Source organism: Pseudomonas moorei (assembly GCF_042846945.1).
GTDB lineage: Bacteria > Pseudomonadota > Gammaproteobacteria > Pseudomonadales > Pseudomonadaceae > Aquipseudomonas > Aquipseudomonas moorei.
Map to the genome: position 1 here is coordinate 3,141,629 of NZ_AP035776.1, position 23,264 is coordinate 3,164,892.

At 58.9% G+C, this 23,264-nt stretch carries 26 protein-coding genes; 9 read left to right on the forward strand and 17 right to left on the reverse strand.

All coding sequences use genetic code 11. The features are described from left to right. Nucleotides 1-158: 158 nt before the first annotated feature. The 5 genes from ACGJAX_RS14660 to ACGJAX_RS14680 form a co-directional block, all read right to left on the reverse strand. Nucleotides 159-1,487 (reverse strand): deoxyguanosinetriphosphate triphosphohydrolase, encoded by a 1,329-nt coding sequence (locus ACGJAX_RS14660; RefSeq protein WP_390959637.1) that lies wholly within the window; start codon nucleotides 1,485-1,487, stop codon nucleotides 159-161. Between the two features lie 124 nt (nucleotides 1,488-1,611). Beyond that, on the reverse strand, nucleotides 1,612-2,775 hold the full coding sequence (locus tag ACGJAX_RS14665; protein WP_390959639.1) for an EAL domain-containing protein: 1,164 nt from the start codon (nucleotides 2,773-2,775) through the stop codon (nucleotides 1,612-1,614). A gap of 126 nt (nucleotides 2,776-2,901) precedes the next feature. Beyond that, entirely contained in the window at nucleotides 2,902-3,246 is a 345-nt protein-coding gene (locus ACGJAX_RS14670) for a hypothetical protein (protein ID WP_090318137.1), read from the reverse strand. Next, nucleotides 3,243-3,632: a phage holin family protein gene (locus ACGJAX_RS14675; RefSeq protein ID WP_247255464.1), complete on the reverse strand. Its 390-nt coding sequence runs from the start codon at nucleotides 3,630-3,632 to the stop codon at nucleotides 3,243-3,245. The genes ACGJAX_RS14670 and ACGJAX_RS14675 overlap by 4 nt, the downstream gene beginning before the upstream one ends. A gap of 1 nt (nucleotide 3,633) precedes the next feature. Continuing rightward, on the reverse strand, nucleotides 3,634-3,948 hold the full coding sequence (locus tag ACGJAX_RS14680; protein ID WP_090318146.1) for a YqjD family protein: 315 nt from the start codon (nucleotides 3,946-3,948) through the stop codon (nucleotides 3,634-3,636). Nucleotides 3,949-4,277: 329 nt separating this feature from the next. Here ACGJAX_RS14680 and ACGJAX_RS14685 point away from each other — a divergent pair, with 329 nt between their 5' ends. From ACGJAX_RS14685 to ACGJAX_RS14700, 4 genes are all read left to right on the forward strand, one after another. Continuing rightward, nucleotides 4,278-5,486: an ammonium transporter gene (locus ACGJAX_RS14685; protein WP_247255466.1), complete on the forward strand. Its 1,209-nt coding sequence runs from the start codon at nucleotides 4,278-4,280 to the stop codon at nucleotides 5,484-5,486. Between the two features lie 99 nt (nucleotides 5,487-5,585). Next, complete coding sequence (locus ACGJAX_RS14690) at nucleotides 5,586-5,822, forward strand: glutaredoxin family protein (RefSeq protein ID WP_248916244.1); 237 nt, start codon at nucleotides 5,586-5,588, stop codon at nucleotides 5,820-5,822. Nucleotides 5,823-5,991: 169 nt separating this feature from the next. Next, entirely contained in the window at nucleotides 5,992-6,309 is a 318-nt protein-coding gene (locus ACGJAX_RS14695; protein ID WP_090318158.1) for a transcriptional regulator, read from the forward strand. 71 nt (nucleotides 6,310-6,380) lie between these two features. Next, on the forward strand, nucleotides 6,381-7,271 hold the full coding sequence (locus ACGJAX_RS14700; RefSeq protein ID WP_390959643.1) for a pseudouridine synthase: 891 nt from the start codon (nucleotides 6,381-6,383) through the stop codon (nucleotides 7,269-7,271). Nucleotides 7,272-7,439: 168 nt separating this feature from the next. On the opposite strand, the gene ACGJAX_RS14705 is transcribed toward ACGJAX_RS14700, so the two are convergent. Further along, on the reverse strand, nucleotides 7,440-7,661 hold the full coding sequence (locus ACGJAX_RS14705; RefSeq protein WP_090318164.1) for a YgdI/YgdR family lipoprotein: 222 nt from the start codon (nucleotides 7,659-7,661) through the stop codon (nucleotides 7,440-7,442). 77 nt (nucleotides 7,662-7,738) lie between these two features. Continuing rightward, the gene (gene mobA / locus ACGJAX_RS14710) at nucleotides 7,739-8,338 is read right to left on the reverse strand and encodes a molybdenum cofactor guanylyltransferase MobA (RefSeq protein WP_390959645.1); all 600 of its coding nucleotides are present in this window, start codon (nucleotides 8,336-8,338) and stop codon (nucleotides 7,739-7,741) included. Between the two features lie 90 nt (nucleotides 8,339-8,428). Between mobA and moaB the strand changes: the two genes are divergently transcribed. Next, nucleotides 8,429-8,968 carry a molybdenum cofactor biosynthesis protein B gene (gene moaB / locus ACGJAX_RS14715; RefSeq protein ID WP_390959647.1) on the forward strand — a complete coding sequence of 180 codons (540 nt, stop codon included), beginning with the start codon at nucleotides 8,429-8,431 and terminating at the stop codon, nucleotides 8,966-8,968. Continuing rightward, nucleotides 8,952-10,178, forward strand: coding sequence for a gephyrin-like molybdotransferase Glp (glp, locus tag ACGJAX_RS14720; RefSeq protein WP_390959649.1), 1,227 nt, complete (start codon nucleotides 8,952-8,954; stop codon nucleotides 10,176-10,178). The genes moaB and glp overlap by 17 nt, the downstream gene beginning before the upstream one ends. A 62-nt stretch (nucleotides 10,179-10,240) precedes the next feature. Here glp and ACGJAX_RS14725 read toward each other — a convergent pair whose 3' ends face one another. Beyond that, on the reverse strand, nucleotides 10,241-10,549 hold the full coding sequence (locus ACGJAX_RS14725; protein ID WP_090318178.1) for a hypothetical protein: 309 nt from the start codon (nucleotides 10,547-10,549) through the stop codon (nucleotides 10,241-10,243). 227 nt (nucleotides 10,550-10,776) lie between these two features. Here ACGJAX_RS14725 and yegS point away from each other — a divergent pair, with 227 nt between their 5' ends. Continuing rightward, the gene (gene yegS, locus ACGJAX_RS14730) at nucleotides 10,777-11,688 is read left to right on the forward strand and encodes a lipid kinase YegS (protein ID WP_390959651.1); all 912 of its coding nucleotides are present in this window, start codon (nucleotides 10,777-10,779) and stop codon (nucleotides 11,686-11,688) included. On the opposite strand, the gene ACGJAX_RS14735 is transcribed toward yegS, so the two are convergent. The 3 genes from ACGJAX_RS14735 to ACGJAX_RS14745 all read right to left on the reverse strand — a co-directional run bounded on the left by ACGJAX_RS14735 (nucleotide 11,672) and on the right by ACGJAX_RS14745 (nucleotide 14,194). Further along, complete coding sequence (locus ACGJAX_RS14735) at nucleotides 11,672-12,328, reverse strand: response regulator transcription factor (RefSeq protein ID WP_090318183.1); 657 nt, start codon at nucleotides 12,326-12,328, stop codon at nucleotides 11,672-11,674. The two genes, yegS and ACGJAX_RS14735, sit on opposite strands and share 17 nt — an antisense overlap. After that, complete coding sequence (locus tag ACGJAX_RS14740; RefSeq protein ID WP_390959877.1) at nucleotides 12,325-13,218, reverse strand: histidine kinase; 894 nt, start codon at nucleotides 13,216-13,218, stop codon at nucleotides 12,325-12,327. Before ACGJAX_RS14740 ends, ACGJAX_RS14735 begins: the two co-directional genes overlap by 4 nt. A 505-nt stretch (nucleotides 13,219-13,723) precedes the next feature. After that, complete coding sequence (locus ACGJAX_RS14745) at nucleotides 13,724-14,194, reverse strand: hypothetical protein (RefSeq protein WP_090318189.1); 471 nt, start codon at nucleotides 14,192-14,194, stop codon at nucleotides 13,724-13,726. A gap of 460 nt (nucleotides 14,195-14,654) precedes the next feature. On the opposite strand from ACGJAX_RS14745, the gene ACGJAX_RS14750 reads away from it, so the two are divergent. Together ACGJAX_RS14750 and ACGJAX_RS14755 are read left to right on the forward strand one after the other, a co-directional pair. Beyond that, nucleotides 14,655-15,590, forward strand: a complete 936-nt coding sequence (locus ACGJAX_RS14750) for a chemotaxis protein CheV (protein ID WP_090318193.1) — start codon at nucleotides 14,655-14,657, stop codon at nucleotides 15,588-15,590. Between the two features lie 152 nt (nucleotides 15,591-15,742). After that, nucleotides 15,743-16,549, forward strand: a complete 807-nt coding sequence (locus ACGJAX_RS14755; RefSeq protein ID WP_248916251.1) for an MOSC domain-containing protein — start codon at nucleotides 15,743-15,745, stop codon at nucleotides 16,547-16,549. Between the two features lie 65 nt (nucleotides 16,550-16,614). On the opposite strand, the gene ACGJAX_RS14760 is transcribed toward ACGJAX_RS14755, so the two are convergent. The 6 genes from ACGJAX_RS14760 to atuC all read right to left on the reverse strand — a co-directional run bounded on the left by ACGJAX_RS14760 (nucleotide 16,615) and on the right by atuC (nucleotide 23,264). Beyond that, complete coding sequence (locus ACGJAX_RS14760; RefSeq protein ID WP_090318201.1) at nucleotides 16,615-16,899, reverse strand: pyrimidine/purine nucleoside phosphorylase; 285 nt, start codon at nucleotides 16,897-16,899, stop codon at nucleotides 16,615-16,617. A 69-nt stretch (nucleotides 16,900-16,968) separates the two neighbouring features. Then, a complete protein-coding gene (locus ACGJAX_RS14765; protein WP_390959654.1) occupies nucleotides 16,969-17,511 on the reverse strand; it encodes an exonuclease domain-containing protein in 543 nt (180 codons plus the stop codon). Between the two features lie 71 nt (nucleotides 17,512-17,582). Beyond that, nucleotides 17,583-19,544 carry an acetyl-CoA carboxylase biotin carboxylase subunit gene (locus ACGJAX_RS14770; RefSeq protein ID WP_390959656.1) on the reverse strand — a complete coding sequence of 654 codons (1,962 nt, stop codon included), beginning with the start codon at nucleotides 19,542-19,544 and terminating at the stop codon, nucleotides 17,583-17,585. A gap of 129 nt (nucleotides 19,545-19,673) precedes the next feature. Further along, complete coding sequence (locus tag ACGJAX_RS14775; protein ID WP_390959658.1) at nucleotides 19,674-20,471, reverse strand: enoyl-CoA hydratase-related protein; 798 nt, start codon at nucleotides 20,469-20,471, stop codon at nucleotides 19,674-19,676. Next, nucleotides 20,468-21,625, reverse strand: a complete 1,158-nt coding sequence (atuD, locus tag ACGJAX_RS14780) for a citronellyl-CoA dehydrogenase (RefSeq protein ID WP_090318212.1) — start codon at nucleotides 21,623-21,625, stop codon at nucleotides 20,468-20,470. Before atuD ends, ACGJAX_RS14775 begins: the two co-directional genes overlap by 4 nt. Nucleotides 21,626-21,647: 22 nt before the next feature. Continuing rightward, nucleotides 21,648-23,264 (reverse strand): geranyl-CoA carboxylase subunit beta, encoded by a 1,617-nt coding sequence (gene atuC, locus ACGJAX_RS14785; protein WP_390959660.1) that lies wholly within the window; start codon nucleotides 23,262-23,264, stop codon nucleotides 21,648-21,650.

Consider the following 23,264-nt stretch of genomic DNA (forward strand, 5'->3'; position numbering starts at 1 on the left):
AACAAAGTGGATGTGATTGTTTCGTGGGAAAGCCGGATAAAACGATCAGCTCACTCGACATTAGCTGTAGGGGAATTCAGCGGGCATTGAACGCTGTTGAGATTGTCGGGGTGAATCGGCCATTACGGATGGCGTAATGGCTGATCAAGCGGGTCTTGTCAGTGACTGGAGCGACCGGTCATTTCCAGGGCCATGTCGCTGGCGTAGCTATCGGTCATTCCGGCGATGAAGTCGATCATGCGCAGGAACGATGTGTGTAAGGAACCCTGCGGATCGGGTGCACTATTGCCCAGCAGATCCAGAACCCGACGGCTCTTGAAGGACGGTGTTCGCCCATTGTGCTGCTCCAGGGCCGCGCCGCAGAAAGCGTTGAGCAGAATTTCCAGCGTGGTGTAGGCGCCGATTTCGTGCAGGGTCTTGCGTTTGTCCTGGAAGATTTTCTTGCGTGCCATGTCCTTGGCGTTCAGCACGCAGCGTTTCGCCGGGCCATGCATGTGCTCTACCAGGTCGCCGTGCAGGGTGCCGGCCAGCAGCGCGTCCTGTTGTTCGACAAAGGCTCGGGCCGCGGCATTGGTCAAATGTTCGATGGCTTTGCCTCGCAGGATCGCCAGTTTGCGCCGACGCGAATCCTGCGGGCCGAGTTGACGATAGGTTTCCGGCAGGTCATCGCCCACCAGATCCAGCAACAGAGACTCGACTTCGGCGTATTCCAGCAACTCCATTTCGAGACCGTCTTCGAGATCAATCAGCGCATAGCAAATGTCATCGGCCGCCTCCATCAGATACACCAGCGGATGTCGCGCCCAGCGTTGCTCCTCAAGTTGCGGCAAGCCGAGTTTATGAGCGATTTGCTCCAGCAGCGGCAGTTCGCTTTGATAGCAACCGAATTTGTGTTTTTTGTATCCCAGCGAGTCGGCGTGCCTGGCCGTCCATGGGTACTTCAGATAAGTGCCCAGGGTGGCGTAGGTCAGCCGCGTGCCGCCGTCGAACTGGTGGTACTCAAGCTGCGTCAGTACCCGAAAGCCCTGGGCGTTACCCTCGAAATTGAGGAAGTCGTTACGTTGCGCTTGGCTCATTGCGTCCAGCCAGCCACGGTCGGCGGCTTGCTGGAACCAGTGGCGAATTGCATCTTCGCCGGAGTGCCCGAACGGTGGATTGCCGATGTCGTGGGCCAGGCAGGCCGATTGCACCACCATTCCCAGGTCACTCGGTTCACACCAGTCGGGCAGGGCGCCGCGGATGGTTTCGCCGACACGCATGCCCAGCGAACGGCCGACACAACTGACTTCCAGGGAGTGGGTCAGCCGTGTGTGGATATGGTCGTTACTGGAGACCGGGTGAACCTGGGTCTTGCGCCCGAGGCGGCGAAACGCTCCCGAAAAAATAATGCGGTCATGGTCCTTGTGAAAAGGGCTGCGGCCGAGTTCTTCCGGACTGTGCAGCGGTTTTCCAAGGCGTTCGCGGGTAAGCAGGGTGTGCCAATCCAAGGCGGGGCTCTCCGTCAGGTCACTGTTTGATTAAGCTTCACGGTTCGCATCGGGACCTGCAAGTGGAACCGGAGGGCGTTTTCAATGAGTTTGCGTGGCGTGCCGGAAATAGCAAAGGAGATCACTAGAGCCCGACGGCATCGATATCGATGAGCAGCAAGCGTTCCCCATTGTCGAAGAATTGCCCGGCGGTAAGGCAGTACTGGTTGCTCGTGGCGTCACGGTAAGTATTGGAAAGGGTAAGCCGCCGCTCCTCCCAGCCTTCGGCCAACAGATGATAGAAGTAGGGGCGCCATGACCAGTTGTGGCCCAGATAGCGATTGTCGGCAAACCAGCCGTTATTGCGCCATTCAAGGTTGGGTGTCAGTTGTGTGCCATGCCGGTCACATTGATAGAAGCGTAAAAGCCAGGGGAAGGCATCCAATTGCGGCAAGGCGCTCAGGGGGGCGCGGGCTTGTGCCCAGGCTTGCAGGATTGACATCAGTTCGTTGAGTTGCTGGCGCATGATCATCAGGCGACCGCGTTCGGCGAGCTTCTGCTGAACATAGCGTTGACGCAGTTGTGCGAAGCGTCCGACAAAGGCCTCTGTGGCAAAAAAATCCTCCTGCGCCCTGGCAAACAGAAAACCCTGCACGTAGCGGGAACCGCATTCCAGGGCAAAATTCAGCTGGGCTTCGGTTTCCACTCCTTCGGCGATAATCCAGCAACCGGTTTTCTCGGCCATCAGTGCCAGCGCCTTAACCACGTCGGTGCTTGGCCCGCCCAGTGCTGCCGCCTGAAACAGACGCATGTCGAGCTTGAGAATGTCCGGTCGCAGGGCGAGGACGCGATCAAGTTGAGAGTAGCCCGCACCGAAGTCGTCGATCGCGATACGCGCGCCAGCCTGCCGGTAACGCGCCACCACTTGCGCCAGGCGCTGGATATCGCCGCCGAGCTCGGTGATCTCGAAAACGATTCGTTGCGGATCGATCCCGTGCCTGTTCAGTTGTTTCAGGCTTGGCAGCGGCTGGTCCGCGCGCAGGCGGCTGATCCAGCGCGGGGAAATGTTCAGGCTCAGAAACCATTCGGTGGGCGCCTCGTGCAGACGGCCCAAGGCGTTATCACGTAATTGGCGATCCAGGCGGCGCAGGGCGATGGCATTTGTTCGCGGATCGGCGAACAGGGGGCCAACCGAAGCCAATTGACCGTCGGCCTGACGCAGTCGACCCAGTGCCTCTACACCCGCGATACGGCCGGTAGCGGTATCAATGAACGGCTGAAAGCAGGCGAGCGGTTGCCCGTCGATCACAAAGCCTCCTTAGTAGATCTTGTTTTTGGATTAAACCTGGCTACCGGATAGGCATGCAGGGTTGAACCCCTCGATAAAGAGGTTCATCCCACGGGTATTGCAAGAATGCAGCCATATAGCGACTGCTCAGTGTTTACGCGATGAGCCCTGCAGGACCAACTTGATCAGGGGGCCCAATGTGGTGCCAAGCCGAACCAATCGGGTCAGGCTGTCCAGCCCGCCGCCGTTTTTGGCGCCCTTGCCGGTCAGGAAACCGATCAAGGTCACGGCCGCTACGCCCCAAAGCGGTGCGTGTTTGATGCCGAAGCCGTCCTGCAGGTTTTGTGTCATGCCACGAACACGCTGCAGGGGTTGCAGCAGTTGCGCGGATTCGTGGCGGATTTCCTGGCGATGCATTTCCATGCGCAGACGAATCAGTGCCTTGCGCATTTCTGTGCGCGAGCTGTTTGGAGGCAGTTCAGGCAGGCTCATGGCAGCAGGCGCTCCCGATCATTGGCCAGTTCTTCCAGAGTGCCGTGGAAGGGGGAGGATTCATCGAAGATCGCCGCTTTCAGGCGCAAGCCACAGAAGACGGCTGCCAGCGCGTAAAAGACGCAGAGCCCAATGATGGCCGCGAGACGATAGGTGTCCCAAAACAGAATGAGCACCAACGTCGACAGTCCCACCAGTAACAGCAGGGCGAATACCAGCGCCAGGCCTGCAAACAGCAGCAGGCTTACGGTGCGGGCCTTTTGTTCCTGCAGTTCGATGCCAAACAGTTCGACATGGCTGTGCAGCAAGCCAAGAAATGCAGCGCCCAGGCGCCGCGGCGAGGAGCTTTGACCTGTCTCGGACGAGCCGGATTCACCGATTGCCATATCAGCGCCGGGTCGCCAGCAGACCAATCAGAAAGCCCACGCCGGCCGCGATCCCGACCGATTGCCATGGGTTGGCCTGGACATAGTCCTCGGTGGCGGTGACGGCGGCCTTGCCGCGATCGCGCAGGGAGTCTTCGGTCAGCCTCAGGGTCTCCCGTGCTCGCAGCAGACTGTCGTGGATCTGGTCGCGCAACTCGTCAGCCTGATCACCGGCCAGGGAAGCGGTGTGCTCGAGCAACCGTTCGGTGTCGCTGACCAGTGTCTGAAAATCGCTCATCAGGATTTCTTGAGCAGTCTTTGCCTTGATGCTGGCCATTGGTGATCTCCATAAGTGGCTTCTGAAACGTTCGAGTATGAGCCTTGCGTGAAGGTTCAGTACAAATGACTGGTACAACTTTTGCTGTGTCGTGGTGCGCCGGCCTGCGCCATTGCGCTGTTGCCGGGCATGATTCCAGTAAAACCTTAACTCAAACAATCAAAACCCGCGCAATTGTCCCGGTCGAGATTGACCTTGACGAACTCCCATGCGCCAAAGCGGTTCATCGGGAGTGACTTGTTGGGGTTCGACAGGTCACAACTTGGTGCATGGATTGCCCGCGCGAACTGCTTTGGTGCTTTTTTTCAGCCTTAAGGTCTGCCAAATCCATGGAAAATCTGCAAAGCGCTGTGGACAGCCTGGTCCATAGCTCCAACACGTTGTTCATTCTGATCGGCGCAGTCATGGTTCTGGCCATGCACGCCGGTTTCGCGTTTCTGGAAGTCGGAACGGTTCGGCAAAAAAACCAGGTCAACGCGTTATCGAAAATCCTTAGCGACTTCGCCGTTTCGACCCTGGCTTACTTCTTTATAGGCTATTGGATTTCATACGGCGTCACTTTCATGCAACCGGCAGCGGTGATCAATGTCGATCACGGCTACGGCCTGGTGAAGTTTTTCTTTCTGTTGACCTTTGCCGCGGCGATCCCGGCGATCATTTCCGGGGGGATTGCCGAACGCGCCCGGTTCGTTCCGCAATTGTGCGCAACCGCACTGATCGTGGCATTTGTTTATCCCTTTTTCGAGGGCATGATCTGGAACGGCAACTTTGGCGTTCAAGCCTGGTTGCTGGAGCGCTTTGGCGCAGGTTTCCATGACTTTGCCGGTTCGGTGGTCGTGCATGCCATGGGTGGTTGGCTGGCGCTGGCGGCGGTGCTGTTGTTGGGGCCGCGCAATGGCCGTTACCGCGAAGGGCGCCTGGTGGCCTTCGCGCCGTCGAGCATCCCCTTTCTGGCGTTGGGCTCATGGATCCTGATTGTCGGCTGGTTCGGCTTCAACGTGATGAGTGCGCAAACCCTGCAGGGCGTCAGCGGGCTGGTAGCGGTGAACTCGCTGATGGCCATGGTCGGCGGGACCATGGCGGCATTGATCGTCGGGCGCAATGACCCGGGCTTTCTGCACAATGGTCCGTTGGCCGGCCTGGTGGCGATCTGTGCTGGCTCCGATTTGATGCACCCCGTGGGCGCGCTGGTGACCGGTGCCATCGCCGGGGCACTGTTTGTCTGGGCTTTTACCGCCGCCCAAGGCAAATGGCATATCGACGATGTCCTGGGCGTCTGGCCCTTGCATGGCTTGTGTGGCGTCTGGGGCGGAATCGCCTGCGGGATCTTCGGCCAGACTGCATTGGGTGGGCTCGGTGGGGTGAGCCTGGTCAGCCAGTTGATCGGCACCGCATTGGGTGTTGTCGTGGCTCTGGCGGGCGGCTTCGGGGTCTATGGCCTGATCAAGGCACTTCATGGTTTGCGTTTGAGCCAGGAAGAGGAGTACTACGGGGCGGATTTGTCGGTACACAAGATCGGTGCCGTCAGCCAGGATTGAGGCTTTCGTGATTCTCGTTCCGGCACAGAGGATTCAGCGGCTCGACGGCTTTTGGGGGCAGGCCTAGAATAATCACTTAATTTTTTCGGTTGATCGCCCATGCTTCCTGAATGTCAGCTGTTCGGCACCCTTGGGTGCCACCTCTGTGAAGTGGCCGAAGCCATGCTGATGCCTTTTGTCGAGAACGGTCTGCTGGTTGAACTGGTGGACATCGCTGACGACGAAACCTGGTATGAAGCCTACAGCCTGCGTATACCGGTATTGCGACGGGTCGATACCGGCGCGGAACTGGGGTGGCCCTTCAGTGCCGACGACGTCGTGGCGTTCCTGCGTTAGACGATTTTTCAGAGTGGCCGTGTCCCGCCTGTCGAACTTTGCGATGGATCCCCTTGGCTTAACCGATGCGATTCGGATACTGTATGTGCATACAGTTATCCGGATTGCCGACCTGTTTCTCCTGGAGTCAGGGTTTGAGCAACGAGTCCGGGCGTGAGAGGGATGCATCATGGTCAATGTCGAACAATTGAAAAGCAGCGTGAACCGGATGTCGGTGGACGTGGTACGCGAGGCTGTCCTCGAACTGCGTCTGGATGGTCTGGTGACGGAAGGCAAAACACCCTTCAACAAACTGCATTTCAACACCTGCTTCGCAGAAATCGAAGCCTTGTTTCAGCGCGCAGGCTTTCACCGGCAACTGGACGTTGTGGGCTATCAGGGTCTGTTGTATGCGCTCTACGACCCGGCACGTTGGGAAGCCGTCGATGTATTGCGCTGGCTCAAGGAGTACACCGAGGCCGCAGCGCGTTTGCAAGTCACCGCGTGAGGAATCTCTTCTAGGCTCGTTCCCGCCTCTGTCGGATAATGCCCGTCTGCATTGAGGGTCAGAACTTTCGTATGTCCACTTCATCTTTTTCGGCTGCACATAGCCAGGCCAGCACGCTGTATTTGCCGCCGGGCCGGTGGCAGACCGTGCTCGATTGCCTGTGCGAACACTTCAGCGCCATAGGCCGCGATCAATGGCTGGACCGAATTGCCCGCGGTCGCGTGCTCGATGGGCAAGGGGCCCCCATCACCGTTGATCTGCCTTACAGGGAAGGTCTGCGAATTCACTATTTTCGTGAAGTGCCGGACGAAAAAGCCATCCCGGTGGTTGAGTCGATTCTGTACGCGGATGAGCATCTGGTGGTGGTCGACAAGCCGCATTTTCTACCCGTGACACCGGCGGGGGAATATGTGGAGCAGACCTTGCTGAGACGGCTGATCCGTCGTCTGGATAATCCGCATCTGGTGCCGTTACACCGAATTGACCGGCATACGGCGGGGCTGGTGTTGTTTTCAGCCAATCCTCAGAGTCGCTCGGCGTATCAGTCGTTGTTCCCGACACGGCAGATTGAAAAGCGCTATGAGGCCATTGCCCGGGCATTGCCTGAACGCTCATTTCCCTTGGTTCACAAGAGCAGACTCGTTGATGGCGAGCCATTTTTTCGCATGCAGGAAGGGCCGGGTGTCAGTAACACCGAGACGGCTGTCGAGGTCAGGGAAAAGAACGGTGAACTCTGGCGTTACGGACTTTACCCGGTGACGGGCAAGAAGCATCAGCTGCGGGTGCACATGATGGCGTTGGGTGCGAGCATTTGTAACGACCCTTTTTATCCCCGGGTGCTCAAGGACGTCGAGGATGACTACGCCAATCCGTTGAAACTGTTGGCCCAAGGGCTGAAATTTGTCGACCCGGTTACGGGGCAGGAACGAGAATTCGAGAGCGCCATCACCCTGCAATGGTGATGCTTGGAGAAAGTATCGAATTAAAGCGTCGCTCTACATTCAGTCGATAAGGCCTCGCGATCGTGGCTTTCAACGACTCTAATCACGCAACCCCGGCATTCTGATTCGGATACGAAAATGCCCCGATCAATCGGGGCATTTTTGTGTATCCGGTAGCCGTTCTGCAGATTACAGCTCTTTAACGGTACGAACCTGGTCCTTGTTGATGCGAGTCCGTTTGCCATCCAGTTGTTCGAATTCGTAGAAGCCCGAATCCTTGTCAAAGTGTGGCGTGTCGACGGCCTGGATTTCGCGACCGTCATTCAAGGTGATCACTGAAGGCGATGCGCAACCGGCGAGAGTGGCAAGGCCCAGTGCAAGCATGAAAGAGGCCAGGATCCGTTGAGTCATGAGTGTGTCTCCGAGAATGAATTCTTTTGGTTACTGAGCTTGAGACGTATGCAGAACGTGCAAGTTCCTTGGTCGGTTCAGTCTGGCACAGTGTTGTGCGTGCTTAACAGTTCTGGTGTGTTGAGATTGGCCAGTCGCGGATCATTATCGGGACACTGCAGTGCGGTAGCGCCCAGCTTGCGCATGAGGCGACCCGGGCTGCGCTCGCCATCCCTCCAGGCGTTCTCGAATTCAGCAAGAAGCGCCACGGGAATCACGCACAGCAAAGGCTCCCAGTGTTCGTCATGGCGCAACATCAAGGGTCTGTCGGGAAATTGATTGGCGGTTTCACGCATGCTGTTGAGCAGCGCTGCGTCGATGCGTGGTACATCACAGGGCAGGACCAGCAGATGTGTATGGCGTGCGGCTTTCAGTCCCGCAAGAATGCCGGCCAACGGCCCGGGGAAGTCGCCTTCGTCGTCATGGACCAGTTGGTCCGCATAGGGCGCGTACTTTTCCAGGTTCCGGTTGCAGGAGATGATCAGGTCATCGCTCAGTGGCCGTACCTTACGGTGCAGATGTGCAATCAGCGGCTCACCGTGCCAGTCCAGCAAACCTTTATCCTGCCCGCCCATGCGTTGGCCGCGACCCCCTGCCAGGAGCAGAATGGAGCAGGGTGGCGACTGATTCGAAGTCATGGCGGGTCTCCAGCTGACAGAGCGGGGCGGCGAAAAAATGAGGCGCTGTGATATAACACCGGGCTGTTTCTTCCACAACCGGACGAGCCTATGAAAGCCAAGGCTGATGTACCTTTCGCGCCGCTGAATATCGCGGTGCTGACAGTCAGTGATACCCGTACCCTGGAAACCGATACCTCCGGCCAGGTCTTCGTTGACCGCTTGACGGCTGCCGGCCATAACCTGGCGTCCCGGGTGCTACTTAAAGATGATCTCTACAAAATCCGTGCGCAAGTCGCCAACTGGATTGCCGACGATGTGGTGCAGGTGGTGCTGATCACTGGCGGCACCGGTTTTACCGGTCGCGACAGCACGCCCGAAGCGGTGAGCTGTCTGCTCGACAAACAAGTCGATGGTTTCGGTGAGCTGTTCCGGCAAATTTCGGTCGCGGATATCGGCACCTCCACGGTTCAGTCCCGTACACTGGCGGGTCTGGCCAACGGCACCCTGGTCTGCTGCCTGCCGGGTTCGACCAACGCGGTGCGCACCGGTTGGGACGGCATTCTTTCTGAGCAACTGGATTCTCGCCACCGCCCATGTAATTTCGTGACTCATCTGAAACAGGCGGCACCCTGTGAATCCCGCGGGTAAGCCGGGCAAGACCGGCAGTCTGATGCCGGTCGAAGTGGCGCTGGCACGCCTGCTGGAAATGGCTGACGCCTCCAGGATTCAGGCGCGTGAGCGCTTGCCGTTGGCGCAGGTTCAAGGTCGTGTGCTGGCCGACGATTTGGTGTCGACGCTTGATCTGCCTCCGTGGCCCAACAGCGCCATGGACGGCTATGCCTTGCGCATGGCCGACTGGACCGGCGAGCCCTTGATGGTCAGCCAGAAGATTTTTGCCGGGCAGGCTCCCGAGCCGCTGCAACCGGGCACCTGTGCACGGATCTTCACCGGTGCGCCTGTTCCTGCGGGAGCTGATTGCGTCGAGATGCAGGAGAACGCCGAGGTCCAGGCGGATCAGCGTGTACGCTTCACCGAAAGCATGTCCCTTGGACAGAACATCCGTCCGCAAGGCCAGGAAACCACCGTAGGTGAACTGATTTTGCCAGCGGGCACGCGAATGGGGCCGATCGAACAGGGCTTGGCTGCCTCACTGGGGTGCGCCGAGCTTGAGGTGATTCGCAAGGTTCGCGTTGCCGTGCTGTCCACCGGAGACGAATTGATCGAACCAGGGCAAGCGTTGGGGCCAGGGCAGATCTACAACAGTAACCGTGTTCTGCTCTGCAGTTGGTTGCAGCGGTTAGGCTGCGAAGTGATCGATGCCGGTATTTTGCCGGATGACCTGGCCACCACGCGCGCACGCCTTGGCGAGCTGAAGGATGTCGATCTGATTCTTTCAACCGGTGGTGTCTCGGTGGGGGAGGCGGACTTTTTAGGTATCGCCCTGCGTGAAGAAGGCGAGCTGACCCTGTGGAAGCTGGCCATCAAACCAGGCAAGCCGCTGACGTTCGGACACTTTCGCGGCGTGCCGGTGATCGGCTTGCCCGGCAATCCGGCATCGACCCTGGTGACCTTCGCCCTGCTGACCAGGCCCTATCTCCTGCGTCGTCAGGGCGTCAAAGAGGTTGAACCCCTCAAGGTGCAGGTACAGGCAGGATTTGACTGGCCGAAAGCCGGCAATCGACGTGAGTATTTGCGTGGTCGCCTGGAACATGGCCGGGCCATCATCTACAAAAATCAGAGTTCAGGTGTACTGCGCAGTGCCGCTTGGGCCGACGGACTGGTTGAGGTGCTGGAGGACCGTACGCTGGTCGCCGGTGACAGTGTGTATTTCATACCGTTTAGCGAAGTCCTGAACTGACCCGGCGAGGCGTCTCGTCACGCAAGCCCGGTTGATAAACCGGGTTTTGCGTTGATGACTGTTTAATGAGCCAGAAACAGTGTCACGAGCTGGTCGAAACGGCTATTGGCGATCCAGCCAAGCAGTCCAAGAACGATGGCGGTCCCGCCAGCCGAATAGGCAAGTCGTTGCTTGATGGATTTGACGTCGGTACGCATTTCTTCCATGTCCCTTCGCAGGTACTTGAGTCGGGTTTCCAGCTCAATGACGCGAGGTTCCATATCAACTTCTCCATTGGATTTTTTGTTGTCTTTGAGGTCCGCCTGGTGGTTGGCCCGTTTCTCCGCGAGGGGTGCAACCGGAAGTACCGGTTTGAGGTGATGGCATTGCATGGCACGTCCTTGTGTTTGTCCTGCTGATCACTGAAAAAACTGGACATCAAAGTGTACTAATCACACTTTTTGGTCAATTGAGCCGATTCCTCACGTTTTGTAAGAAAAATCCCGCCTTTTAGGGCTCACCAGCACAGGACTGGAAATAATTCTGTTTCCCGAGACTTTTATCGGTTGTGTCGCGGTCAACATCTCTCACAGGCCATTCAATCCAGGGAGTGAAACCAATGAGCGAACGCAAGGCACTGCTGATTTTGCATGGCAAGCAGGCACTCAACGAGGAGGTTCGGGCGGCCGTTGAAAGCAAGCGGGAACAAGGGTGGGAGCTGGCTGTTCGGGTCACCTGGGAGGCCGGTGATGCGCAACGGCTGGTGGATGAAGCGCTGGAGGCCGGTTTTCGGCAGATTATTGCTGGCGGTGGTGACGGCACCTTGCGTGATATTGCCGAGGCCATGGCTGCGCATTCGACCCGGGCCAGTCTGGTGCTGATGCCTCTGGGAACCGCCAATGATTTTGCACGGGCTGCCGGTATTCCACTTGAGCCGGGACAGGCGCTGGATCTTCTGGAGACGGTACCCTGCGCCATCGATCTGGGTGAGGTTGGCGGGCAGATTTTCTTGAACATGGCCACGGGCGGTTTTGGCAGTCAGGTCACCGCCAACACTTCCGAGGACCTGAAAAAAGTTCTCGGCGGCGCGGCCTATCTATTTACCGGTCTGTCACGCTTCAGCGAGTTGCACGCGGCTTATGGTGAGTTGCACGGGCCGGATTTTCATTGGCGTGGTGAGTTGTTGGCCTTGGGTATCGGTAACGGCAGGCAGGCCGGCGGAGGCCATGTGTTATGTCCGCAGGCGCTGGTCGATGACGGTTTGCTTGATATCAGCATTTTGCCGGCACCGCAGGAATTGGTCGGTACCTTGAAAAACCTGCTGGCCGATGGCTTCGGCATCGACAACATGTTCATCAGGGCTCGGCTGCCATGGGTCGAGATCAAGGCTTCGGAAGGTCTATGCATCAACCTCGATGGTGAGCCGCTGGAAGGTGACAGCCTGCGCTTTTCAGCGCGGCCCGCAGCGTTACGGGTGCATCTGCCTGAACAATCGCCGCTGCTGGGCGCGACCGTCAATCGTCCAGGCTGATGATCTGTTCACGCACGGCAAACAACACCAGGCCCGCCACATCGTAGATCTGCAGGCGCTTCATGATCTGCGAGCGATGGGTTTCGACTGTCTTGACGCTCAGACCCAGGCCGTTGGCGATTTCCCGAGTGGATTTTCCACGAACGATCAGGCGGAGGATTTCCAGCTGTCGGGCTGTCAGGTTGTGCGAGTCGGCTTCCGTCTGGCCTTTCTGGGTTCGGGTCAGCGCCTGGTTGATGACGGTATGGGCGATGGCCGGGCTCAAGTAGCGTTCGTTGTTGCGCAATGCTTCCAGCGCATGTTCCAGCTCAGTGGCCGTGGTGTCCTTGAGCAGATAGCCATGGGCACCGGACTCCAGCGCCTGCATGATCAGTTCAGGGTCGGTGTGCATCGACAGGATCAGCACCTTGCTTTGCGGGCGCACCCGCTTGAGCTGCTGCAAGGCTTCCAGTCCGCCGGTCTGCTTCATGGAAATATCCAGCAGCACGATATCGGGGGACAAATGCTCAACCATCGCGAGCAGTTGCGCACCGTCATTGGCCTCGCCAATGACCGCATAGCCAGGAAGGTCCAGCACCAGGGCGCGCACGCCAGCCCTGATCAGCGAGTGGTCATCCACCAGAAGTAAGTTACAAGTCAATGCATAACCTTATTCGTACTGGCCCGCTCGAGCGCACGAGGTGCCCAGGGGAAGAGTGCTTCGATTTGAGTGCCTTTGCCTGGCTGACTGGTCACCGTCAGTGTGCCGCCCAGTTGAGCGATCCGTTCTGACATCCCGGCCATTCCGCGCTGTCCTTCGCGACCAGGATCGGTCGCCGGCGCGAAACCAAGGCCATCGTCACTGATCAGCAGTTTCAGGCCTTGCGGCAAGCGTTGGAGGCAGACCAGCAGATTCTTGGCTTCGGCATGGCGCAATATATTGGTGACGGCTTCCTGGGTAATCCGAAAGGCCGCCACCGCCATTTCTTCGGGAATGCCAGTCAGGCGTTGATGGCATTCGAGGCTCCAGTGCACGGAAGTATTGCACAGCGTCTTGAGTAAATGCGCACGCAGGCTGGCTTCCAGTCCCAGGCTGGTCAACTGCCGGGGATTGAGGATGGCTGATACGTCGCGAACCTTGGCGAGGGTTTCGTCCAGCGTGTCGCAGAGCAGGGAACACTGTTCCTGCAGCTCCTCCGGCATACGGCGTTTGAGCCAGTCAGCCTGGAGTTTTGCCGCCGTCAGCAGCTGACCGATGTCGTCATGCAGTTCCCGGCTCAGTCGATGACGCTCGTTTTCCTGAACTTGCAACAAACGGTCGGCCAACTCCTGGGGTTGAAATTTGATCGATTTGCGCGACAGGCGATATTGCGCCCAGACGCAGCTCAGGGCGGCGATGTTGAGCACCAGCAAACCCAGTGGCAGATGAGAGGACAGGCTGTAGATCAGCAGACTGCCGAATGTCGAGCAGGCACACAAAGCAAGAGTGAACCGACTCGCATTTTCTCTGGAGGGTGGCCACTTGGCGATTGACTTGAGGCTGGCGTACATAGCGGATGGAGCCAATGGATGTTCGCTGCGGGCAGACCGGTCAGGCTGGCTGACAGGCCTATGTTTTGTAGTTTCAGGCATCGACTTCAACAGGGCGTGTTCTGAACAGGAAATCCAGTCTGGAACTTGATCGGGCTACCGCCGTTTGCAATCACGTTGCCATTATTTGACGCCAACTATTGGGCGGCATAATACCACTTAAGATACCGTTGGTCGCGTCCGCGATATATGTCCAGGGAGTCAGGAAACAAGGAGTCGGGCGATCGCTGCATACAGCAAAAAGTATGCTTTTTTGGTGGCGCAAGGAGGCCGTTTGTCTGTAGGTTTTTGTCATTTAATGTCAGGCAAAACCCTAGGCAGGACAGGCTATCGGCTGTCGAGAGGATGGGTTATTTATGTTGGGGTTGTCGCTAATAGATATGAATCAGCCAATTGCGACCTGTCTTTGCTCAAGTTAATGAACAGTCATGGGCAATAAAACACGAAATACGGGATGTTCTGTAGTTTAAGCCTGTCGTTCCGCATAGGTAATGACGGTAAATGGTTTGGTATTAACCGGTGGCCGGAACTGACTTTGTCCGACCTGAAAGGCGAACGCTTCAATCAGGGTGGTCTGTTCACTTTCATCAAGGCTGAGCTGGCCGGTTTTCTGGTCGATGAGTTCGAGTTGCCAGGCAATCAGCGTCAGGCAGTCTTTCAGCGCATTCAGGGCCTCGTCATGCAGATCCATGTGATTCTGCGCATGGTTCAGCAAGCCGTGAATGTGCAGCGAAAATTCCGAAACAGCGGCCAGTGCCAGGGCGTCGGCCTTGTTGGCCAGCTTGAGAAGGGTACTGAGCATGCAGTCGATCGCGTCCTTGTCATTGCTGATCAGCTGCAAATGACTCAGGCATTCCTCGGTTTTGGCCAGAAGTGTTTCAGCTTCGGCGAGAAATTCAGGGATCCGCTTTGCCCATTCATTGCGATTGTTCGGCATGCTTATCTCCACAACGTCATGACTAATGAGGGGATGTCGCGTGTGTCGACGAAGACGGTCAGCGTCCCGACGTAACCGTTTGGTCGTGGGATCGCGCTACGGCCGGCTTGGGTGCGGGCAGTAGAAGTCGAAAGGGTGGCTGGCCACTTACCTGCGATCGCACACAAAAGCCTGACTCCATTCATGCAATGAGAATGGCGTCACATTAATGGCTATTGGATATCGCGAATATCAGGTTGTACCTGATTGTTGCTCGGGAAATCCCTTAGGCAACGGAACCGAACGCGCAAGCTGTTGTCGCGTCGCAGAGTGTAGCAAATGAAATGACAACGCCAGTAAAGCATGATGTTAATGTGACATCAATGCCCGAGCGTGGCATTTTGCAAGGGTCAAGCTCCGGCAGAAACAGCCGATAACCCTCTACTAGTGAATTCATCAGAACAAGACCAGGAGTCTTTGAATGGCCGGCATTCTCGATACGGTAGACCAACGTACGCAACTGGTGGGTGAGAATCGGCTGGAAATTCTCATGTTCCGGCTGGCCGGACGGCAATTGTTTGCCATCAACGTCTTTAAAGTGCAGGAAGTCCTGCAACTGCCGAAGCTGACCCTGATGCCTCAGCGTCACCCGTTCGTTTGCGGCGTGGTCAACCTGCGTGGCCAGACCCTGCCGGTGATTGACCTGTCCCAGGCGATCGGCATGCGCCCGCTGGTGCCCGGCCCGAACAGTACGATCATCGTCACCGAATACAACCGTTCGGTACAGGCGTTCCTGGTAGGGGGAGTGGACCGGATCGTCAACATGAACTGGGAAGCCATTCTGCCGCCACCGACCAGCGCCGGGCGTCAGCATTACCTGACCGCCATCAGCAAGGTCGACGACCAGTTGGTGGAAATCATCGACGTTGAAAAAGTCCTGGCGGAAATCGTCCCTTACAGCGCCAAGGTGTCTCGGGAAAAACTCAACGATCCAGTGCTGGAACGTGCCCGGGGCCGAGAAGTGCTGTTGGTCGATGATTCGAACGTCGCCCTGGCGCAATTGCGCGACACCCTGGGTCAGTTGGGCGTGAAAATGCACATTGCCAGCGATGGCTTGAAGGCCTTGAACATGCTCAAGGCCTGGGCCGATACCGGCGTCAACATGACCGACAAGCTGCTGATGGTCTTCACCGACGCAGAAATGCCGGAAATGGACGGTTATCGCCTGACCACCGAAATCCGCAGCGATCCTCGCCTGCGTGGACTGTATGTGGTGCTGCACACCTCCCTGTCCGGCAGTTTCAACGACTCGATGGTCAAGAAGGTCGGCTGCGACAACTTCCTTTCCAAGTTCCAGCCGGACAAACTCGTCGACGTGGTGCGTGAGCGCCTGATGCTCGACGCCGTGCCGGCCTGACCATGCCCGGAAAACACCCTGCAGGCGCCGGCCAGCCGGTTCCTGCAGGTTGAGTCGTTGCGTGCTCAAGGGGCGCGCACTCCTTTCATCAGCCTTTGATTCAGCAATCAAGCTCGTATAGGGTGGCGTTTTTGCCTCCCAGGGAGCTGGTCATGCTGCGTCTGAGCGCGCTTTATCGTTATCCGTTGAAATCCGCCAAGGGTGAGAGGCTGCAGCAGGTCAGCCTGGACAAGCTGGGACTGGATGGAGATCGACGCTGGATGCTGGTGGATGAGGCCAGCGGGCGCTTCCTGACCCAACGTGCGGTGGCGCAGATGAGCCAATTGTCTGCGTTGTGGAATGCTGAAGGCGGCCTGACCCTCAGCGCCCCCGGCCACACAACGATCGATATCGCCTTGCCCGCAAGCGACGCCGAACTGCGTGGCGTCACCATCTGGCGCGACACCCTGCGTGTGCCCGATGCCGGCGACGAGGCGGGTGCGTGGGTCAGCCAATTCATTGGCAAGCCGACCCGCCTGGTGCAAGTGCCACTGGAGCGCGCGCGCATGACCGAGGCCGGCTACGGCAAGGACGACGATCAGGTGGCGTTCGCCGATGGGTATCCGCTGCTGCTGATCGGCCAGGCATCGCTGGAAGACCTGTCGCAAAAAGTCGGGCGTACCCTGGAAATGCTGCGTTTTCGGCCGAATCTGGTGATCGAAGGGAGCGAGGCGTATGCCGAGGATCGCTGGAAGCGCATTCGCATCGGCGATGTCGAGTTCCGGGTGGTCAAGTCGTGCTCACGCTGCATTTTGACCACCATTGATCCGCAAACCGGGGAGCGCAGCGCCGATCGCGAACCCTTGGCCACCCTGCAGAAGTACCGGTCCGAAGCCGATGGCGCGATGTTCGGCCAGAATCTGGTCAATGACGGCAATGGCCGTTTGGAAGTCGGCATGCCCGTGACCATCCTCGAGTAAAACTCCAACGAAAAATGCCCGTGTTTTTACACACGGGCATTTTTTGTCGCTGTGCAACCGTGGGGTTAGCCGCGGTATTCGCACAGGTAAGCGGTCTCGACGGCCACTTTCACTTTGAACTTGCTGTTGGCCGGAACGTTGAACTGGTCGCCGGCGTTGAAGGTTTCCCATTCGGTGCTGTCCGGCAGCTGAATGGTCAATGCGCCGGAGATCACGTGCATGATTTCGCGCTGGCTGGTGCCGAAGTCGTAGTTGCCCGGAGCCATCACACCGATGGTCGCCTGACCTTCGGCGGCTTCAAAGGCGATCGACTTGACGCTGCCGTCGAAGTACTCGTTGACTTTAAACATGGGCGATTCCTCGAAAAGGGCTAAAAAGGGCCGGCCAGTATGCACAAGGCCCAAGGCCTAGTCACCTCTCTAAAGCGGAAGAACCAGTGGCAGGAGCCGTGCGGTATTGCGCGCATCTTCCAGCGCCCGGTGTTGCTGGCCGGTGAACTGCAAGCCCGCCAGTTGCAGGGCGCCGTTGAGCCCCAGCGGGCGTTCCAGGCGCCGGGCCTTGGCAAAACGCTGCTTGAGGTTCATGTGTTGCACCTTGGCCAACACGCTGTCGAGTTGCAGGCGCTGCCATTCCTGAAGCAGCTGTTTGCGATCGTAATCGCCCCAACTGACCCAGCCTTCAAGGTGTGTGCGATGCTGACCCAGCCAACGCTCGAAGAATGCCCAGACCTCGCCCAGAGGCTGCGCGGCATCGATGTTGGCCTGAGTTATGTGGGTCAGCTCCCGGCAAAACGGCGTCAGTAATGGACGTCGTGTCGGCTTGACGAAGCGCTGGAAGTGATCCAGTTCCCGGCCCTTGCGGTCCACCAGGGTGGCACCGATTTCGATGATTTCCATTTCCGTGATGGGCCAGCCACCCTCGTCGGTGGTGGCTTCCAGATCAATGACCAGCCAGTGAGGCATCGAAGGGTTCCTGGTATCCGCGTCCTGATAGGGCTTGAGCGTAGCCAAACCCGGCGGATCCGCCTAGCGGCTTATTCGACCTCCAACAGAATCTGCCGGTTTTTCACCTGATCGCCGACTTGCACCTGCAAGCGCTTGAGCACGCCGTCGATGCCCGACTTGAGCGGATGCTCCATCTTCATGGCCTCCAGCACCACCAGCAATTGGCCTTTGCTCACCAGGCTGCCTTCACTGACCAGGACATCGACAATCGCGCCATCCATCGGTGCCTTGAGGGTGCCGGAACTGACGCTGGCCTGGCTGCTGACCAACGCCTGGGTCCGGTCTGTCAGGCTCAGACTGCCTGGACGGGTGAACAGGCACAGTTGCCGGGCCTCCAGACAGTAGGCATGGCGTTTGCGAATACCGTCGATTTCCAGCGTGGCCCAGCGCCCATCGCACTCGATGATCTTCAGTTCGAGATGTCGGGTCTCGATCTGGATTCGATAGGCCTCGCCCGGCACCGCGTTGAGTTCCACCGACCACGCCTGATCATCCAGCCCGAGACGATAGTGCAGCGGCACACTGGCGTTGTTGCGCCAACCGGCCAGCGGGGCGCGATGAGACTGTGCGCAAGCCTGATAGAACAGCGCGGCGGCAATTGCCAGTTCTTCGGCGCTGGGCTCATGAGGGCGCAGGCTCGCGTGGTCAGCGAAATACTCAGCAATGAAGCCGGTGCTGAATTCGCCGCTGATGAATTGCTGATGATCCAGCAGGCTGGCGAGCAAGCGCTGATTGCTCTGCACCCCCAGTAGCACCGTGTCCTTCACCGCCCGCAGCAATTTGCGCCGGGCTTCTTCGCGGGTGCTGCCATGGGCGATGATCTTGCCCAGCATCGGGTCATAGAAAGGGCTGATCTGTTGGCCTTCGAGCAGGCCGTGGTCGATCCGCACGGCATGTTGAACTGCAGGTTCCCAAGCCTCGACGTGTCCGGTTTGCGGCAGAAATCCCTGGGCCGGATCTTCGGCATACAGTCGTACTTCCATCGCATGGCCGTTGAGTTGCACCTGCTCCTGACGCAGTGGCAATGGCTGCCCCTCGGCGACAGTCAGTTGCCAGGCCACCAGATCGAGCCCGGTAATCAGCTCCGTTACCGGATGCTCCACCTGCAGCCGCGTGTTCATTTCCAGAAAGTAAAACTGCCCACGCGCATCCAGCAGAAACTCCACGGTGCCGGCACCGACGTAGTTCACCGCGCGCCCCGCCTTGAGCGCCGCTTCGCCCATGGCCTGGCGCAGCTCGGCGGTCATGACCGGGCAGGGGGCTTCCTCGATGACCTTCTGATGGCGGCGCTGGATCGAACAATCCCGTTCGCCCAGGTAGATCAGGTTGCCGTGCTGATCGCCGAACAGTTGAACCTCGACATGCCGTGGTTCGATCAAGGCCTGTTCGAGGATCAGTTCGTCGCTGCCAAAACCGTGCAGCGCTTCGGAGCGTGCGGTGCGAATCGATTCCAGCAGGTCGCTGGCGCTATGTACCAGGCGCATGCCGCGTCCGCCACCGCCCGCACTGGCCTTGATCATCAGCGGATAGCCGATGCGTTCGGCTTCGCGGCTCAGGCTTGCGTCGTCTTGTTCGGCACCTTGATAGCCTTTGATGCACGGCACACCGGCCTCGAGCATGGCGAGCTTCGACAGGCGTTTGCTGCCCATCAACTCAATCGCCTCGGGGCTGGGGCCGATGAAGGTAATCCCAGCGTGCTGGCAGGCGAGGGCGAAGCCGGCGTTTTCCGAGAGAAAACCGTAGCCGGGATGGATCGCATCCGCGCCGGTGCGCCGGGCGGCCTCAATGATTGCCGGAATGTTCAGATAAGACTGTTGCACCGCAGCCGGGCCGATGTTCACCGCTTCGTCGGCCATCTGCACGTGCAGCGCATCGGCGTCGGCATCGCTGAACACGGCGACGGTGCGGTAGCCCAGAGCCTGGGCAGTACGCTGGATGCGGCAGGCGATTTCACCGCGATTGGCGATGAGGATTTTGTTGAGTCCGGGCATGGGGTGTTTTCCTGTTTTTGCGATGAATGTGATGGCCTCATCGCGGGCAAGCCTTGCTCCAGGTTTAGCGTCGATCACAAATTCATGACCCTCGCAGTACCTGTGGGAGCTGGCTTGCCAGCGATGCTTTCAAGAAGCCCACCCCGGTTTACGCTTTTGCACAAAGGCCATCGTTCCCTCGATACCTTCGGCCCCTGTCACCGCCTCGCTGAACCACTGCGCGGCTTCGTTCAGCAGCTCATCCGAGGGCTGCGCGGCACTCGCCAGCAACAGTTTTTTGGTCGCCGCATTCGCTCCCGGCGCACAACACAGCACATGGGCCAACACCTCTTCGAGGCGTTCGGCCAGCGCCTGCGGATCGTGCTCGACAAAGTGCACCAATCCCACCCGCCGTGCCTGGGTCCCATCGAATCGAGCCGCCGTCAGGGCCAGTCGCCGGGCCTGAGTCAACCCGATGCGCTGGACCACGAACGGCGCGATCTGCGCCGGCAGCAGACCGAGGCTGGTTTCCGGCAGGCCGAATTGCGCCTGATGATCGGCCAGGGCGATGTCACTGACGCAGGCCAGACCGAAACCACCGCCCAGCACGGCGCCTTGCAGCACCGTGATCACCACTTGCGGCGCCTGTTGCACCTCTTGCAGAAGGGCACCGAACAACCGGTTCAAGTCGCGGTGAGCGTCGGGACCCCGGGCGCGGGCATTGGCCATGTCCTTGATGTCGCCGCCTGCGCAGAAATGCCCGCCGGCGCCGCCAATGACCAGGGCGCGGGTCGTCCGGTCATCGTGCACCGCCGCCAGCACCGCGCGCAGTTCAGTGACCATCTGCAAACTCATGGCGTTGCGGCTGTCCGGGCGATTGAGGGTGATGTGCAGGACGCCGTTATGCGGCTCCAGCAGCAAGGTCTGGCAAACCGGCAAGGTGTTCATTTCTTTTTCCCCGGCAGGATACCCATGAGTTTGCAGATGATCCCCAGCATGATTTCGTCGGCGCCGCCGCCGATCGACACCAGCCGCACATCGCGATAGGCACGGGCCACCGGGTTGTCCCACATGAAGCCCATGCCACCCCAGTATTGCAGGCAACTGTCGCTGACTTCGCGGCCCAGCCGGCCGGCCTTGAGCTTGGCCATGGACGCCAGGCGAGTGACGTCATGCCCCTTGATGTATTGCTCGGTGGCCTGATAGACCAGCGCTCGCAAGCATTCGATTTCGGTTTGCAGTTCGGCCAGGCGAAAGTGAATGACCTGGTTGTCGATCAATGCACTGCCGAAGGTCTTGCGCTCCTTGCAGTACTCGATCGTGCTGTCGACGCAGTACTCCAGCCCCTTGATCATGTTCGCCGCGCCGAACAGGCGTTCCTCCTGGAACTGCAGCATCTGCATCATGAACCCGGCGCCTTCGTGGCCGATGCGGTTGCGTTGCGGCACGCGCACGTTGTCGAAAAACACCTGCGCGGTTTCCGAGCTGCGCATGCCGAGTTTGTCCAGGTGCGAGCTGAGACTGATCCCCGGCGTGTTCATCGGCACCATGATCAGCGATTTGTTGATGTGCGGTTTGTCGTCCGACGTGTTGGCCAGCAAACAGATGAAATCGGCGCACGGCGAATTGGTGATCCACATCTTGCTGCCGTTGATCACATAGTCGTCGCCGTCCTTGCGCGCGGTGGTCTTCAACCCGGCCACGTCGGAGCCGGCGCCGACTTCGGATACACCGATGCAGCCGACCTGCTCGCCGCTGATCGCCGGGCGGAGGAATTCGTCGCGCAATTCATCGGAGCCGAAACGCGCCAGGGCCGGAGTGCACATGTCGGTCTGCACGCCGATGGACATCGGAATACCGCCGCAATGAATGGTGCCGAACTCTTCGGCGGCGACGATCGAGTAGCTGTAGTCCAGGCCCATGCCGCCGAATTTTTCCGGTTTGGAAATCCCTAGCAGGCCAAGGTCGCCAGCCTTGCGGAAGATTTCGTGGATCGGAAAGCGTCCGGCCTTTTCCCAAGCTTCGACGTGGGGATTGATTTCGTTGTCGACGAATTGGCGGACGGTACGGCGCAGGGCTTCGTGTTCCTGGGTGAAGATCATTCTTGTTGTTCTCCTGATCGCCCTAGAAGCGGGCTACACCAAAACTGTTGGACTGCAGCGGCCGTACCTCGGCCTCGTGACAGATATCCAGCAAATAACCGAGCAAGGTCCGGGTATCGCGTGGATCGATCAGGCCGTCATCCCACAGGTTGGCGCTGCCATAGAGCGCCGTGGACTGACTGTCGAGTTTCTGCGCAGTGACCTGTTCCAGCATGTCGAGCATTTTCGGATCGGGCACCAGGCCGTCCTTGGCCTGTTTGGCCTCGGTAACGATACGCAGCACTTTGCCGGCCTGGGCGCCGCCCATCACTGCCGTGCGGCTATTGGGCCAGGCGAAGATAAAGCGTGGGTCGAGGCCACGGCCGCACATCGCGTAGTTGCCGGCACCATAGGAACCGCCGACGACGATCGTCAGTTTCGGCACCCGGGCATTGGCCACCGCTTGAATCATCTTGGCGCCATGCTTGATCACGCCTTGCTGCTCCGATTCGGTGCCGACCATGAACCCCGTGGTGTTATGGAAAAACAGCAGTGGCGTCTGGCTCTGGTCGCACAGCTGGATGAACTGCGCCGCCTTGCTCGCACCCTGGGGCGTGATCGGGCCGTTGTTGCCGATGAAACCACAGGCGCGGCCCTGGATTTTCAGTTGGCCGCAAACGGTCTGCTGGTCGAACTCGCCCTTGAACTCGAGGAAGTTCGAACCGTCGGCTATACGCGCGATGATCTCGCGGACGTCGTAGGGTTTTTTCGGGTCATCCGGGATCAGGCCGAGCAGTTCATCGATGGGGTAGAGCGGCTCTTCCCAGTGACGTTCCGGTAGCACAGGCAACCGGTCGTTCCACGGCAAGAGGCTGACGATTTCGCGCACCTGACGCACCGCGTCGGCATCGTTTTCCGCCAGGTATTCAGCGGTGCCGGCCACTTGCGCGTGCATCTCGGCGCCGCCCAGCGCTTCATCGGTCGCCACTTCACCGGTCGCCGCCTTGAGCAGCGGCGGGCCGGCAAGAAACAGCTTGGCCTTGCCGCGCACCACCACCACGTAATCCGACAATCCCGGTTGATAAGCACCGCCCGCCGTGGCCGAACCGTGCACCACGGTGATCTGCGGCAGGCCCAAGGCCGACATCCGCGCCTGATTGGCAAAGCTGCGCGCGCCTTCGACGAAAATCTCTGCTGCGTAGTTGAGGTTGGCGCCCCCGCTTTCGGCGAGGGTGATCACCGGCAGTTTGTTTTCCATGGCGATCTGTTGCAGGCGCAGGGATTTTTTCAAACCGCTGGGGGAAATGGTCCCGCCCTTGATCGCGCTGTTGTTCGCCACCACCAGGGTGCGCACGCCGGACACGTAGCCGATGCCGGCGATCAGGCCGCCACCGGCCGAGCTGCCGTCCTTGTCATCGTGTAGTTTGTAACCGGCCAGACTCGCCAGTTCGAGGAACGGCGCGCCGGGGTCCAGCAGCAGATTGAGGCGTTCGCGGGGCAGCAATTGTCCGCGCTTGTCGAATTTGGGCTTGGCCTCGTTTGCCTTGTTCAACAGGTTCTGTTCGAGTTCGCGGATCTGCTCGATACCCGCCAGCATGGCCGCGCGATTACGGGCGAACTGTTCGCCGTGGGGATCGAGTTGCGACTGAATCTCCGGCAT

What these genes read in the sequence shown, in the direction of transcription:
- ACGJAX_RS14670 (WP_090318137.1), bottom strand. Translation starts at nt 3,246, where the DNA reads ATGAGCCTGCCTGAACTGCCTCCAAACAGCTCGCGCACAGAAATGCGC.
- ACGJAX_RS14675 (WP_247255464.1), bottom strand. Translation starts at nt 3,632, where the DNA reads ATGGCAATCGGTGAATCCGGCTCGTCCGAGACAGGTCAAAGCTCCTCG.
- ACGJAX_RS14680 (WP_090318146.1), bottom strand. Translation starts at nt 3,948, where the DNA reads ATGGCCAGCATCAAGGCAAAGACTGCTCAAGAAATCCTGATGAGCGAT.
- ACGJAX_RS14685 (WP_247255466.1), top strand. Translation starts at nt 4,278, where the DNA reads ATGGAAAATCTGCAAAGCGCTGTGGACAGCCTGGTCCATAGCTCCAAC.
- ACGJAX_RS14690 (WP_248916244.1), top strand. Translation starts at nt 5,586, where the DNA reads ATGCTTCCTGAATGTCAGCTGTTCGGCACCCTTGGGTGCCACCTCTGT.
- ACGJAX_RS14695 (WP_090318158.1), top strand. Translation starts at nt 5,992, where the DNA reads ATGGTCAATGTCGAACAATTGAAAAGCAGCGTGAACCGGATGTCGGTG.
- ACGJAX_RS14700 (WP_390959643.1), top strand. Translation starts at nt 6,381, where the DNA reads ATGTCCACTTCATCTTTTTCGGCTGCACATAGCCAGGCCAGCACGCTG.
- ACGJAX_RS14705 (WP_090318164.1), bottom strand. Translation starts at nt 7,661, where the DNA reads ATGACTCAACGGATCCTGGCCTCTTTCATGCTTGCACTGGGCCTTGCC.
- mobA (WP_390959645.1), bottom strand. Translation starts at nt 8,338, where the DNA reads ATGACTTCGAATCAGTCGCCACCCTGCTCCATTCTGCTCCTGGCAGGG.
- moaB (WP_390959647.1), top strand. Translation starts at nt 8,429, where the DNA reads ATGAAAGCCAAGGCTGATGTACCTTTCGCGCCGCTGAATATCGCGGTG.
- ACGJAX_RS14725 (WP_090318178.1), bottom strand. Translation starts at nt 10,549, where the DNA reads ATGCAATGCCATCACCTCAAACCGGTACTTCCGGTTGCACCCCTCGCG.
- yegS (WP_390959651.1), top strand. Translation starts at nt 10,777, where the DNA reads ATGAGCGAACGCAAGGCACTGCTGATTTTGCATGGCAAGCAGGCACTC.
- ACGJAX_RS14740 (WP_390959877.1), bottom strand. Translation starts at nt 13,218, where the DNA reads ATGTACGCCAGCCTCAAGTCAATCGCCAAGTGGCCACCCTCCAGAGAA.
- ACGJAX_RS14745 (WP_090318189.1), bottom strand. Translation starts at nt 14,194, where the DNA reads ATGCCGAACAATCGCAATGAATGGGCAAAGCGGATCCCTGAATTTCTC.
- ACGJAX_RS14750 (WP_090318193.1), top strand. Translation starts at nt 14,655, where the DNA reads ATGGCCGGCATTCTCGATACGGTAGACCAACGTACGCAACTGGTGGGT.
- ACGJAX_RS14755 (WP_248916251.1), top strand. Translation starts at nt 15,743, where the DNA reads ATGCTGCGTCTGAGCGCGCTTTATCGTTATCCGTTGAAATCCGCCAAG.
- ACGJAX_RS14760 (WP_090318201.1), bottom strand. Translation starts at nt 16,899, where the DNA reads ATGTTTAAAGTCAACGAGTACTTCGACGGCAGCGTCAAGTCGATCGCC.
- ACGJAX_RS14765 (WP_390959654.1), bottom strand. Translation starts at nt 17,511, where the DNA reads ATGCCTCACTGGCTGGTCATTGATCTGGAAGCCACCACCGACGAGGGT.
- ACGJAX_RS14770 (WP_390959656.1), bottom strand. Translation starts at nt 19,544, where the DNA reads ATGCCCGGACTCAACAAAATCCTCATCGCCAATCGCGGTGAAATCGCC.
- ACGJAX_RS14775 (WP_390959658.1), bottom strand. Translation starts at nt 20,471, where the DNA reads ATGAACACCTTGCCGGTTTGCCAGACCTTGCTGCTGGAGCCGCATAAC.
- atuD (WP_090318212.1), bottom strand. Translation starts at nt 21,625, where the DNA reads ATGATCTTCACCCAGGAACACGAAGCCCTGCGCCGTACCGTCCGCCAA.
- atuC (WP_390959660.1), bottom strand. Translation starts at nt 23,264, where the DNA reads ATGCCGGAGATTCAGTCGCAACTCGATCCCCACGGCGAACAGTTCGCC.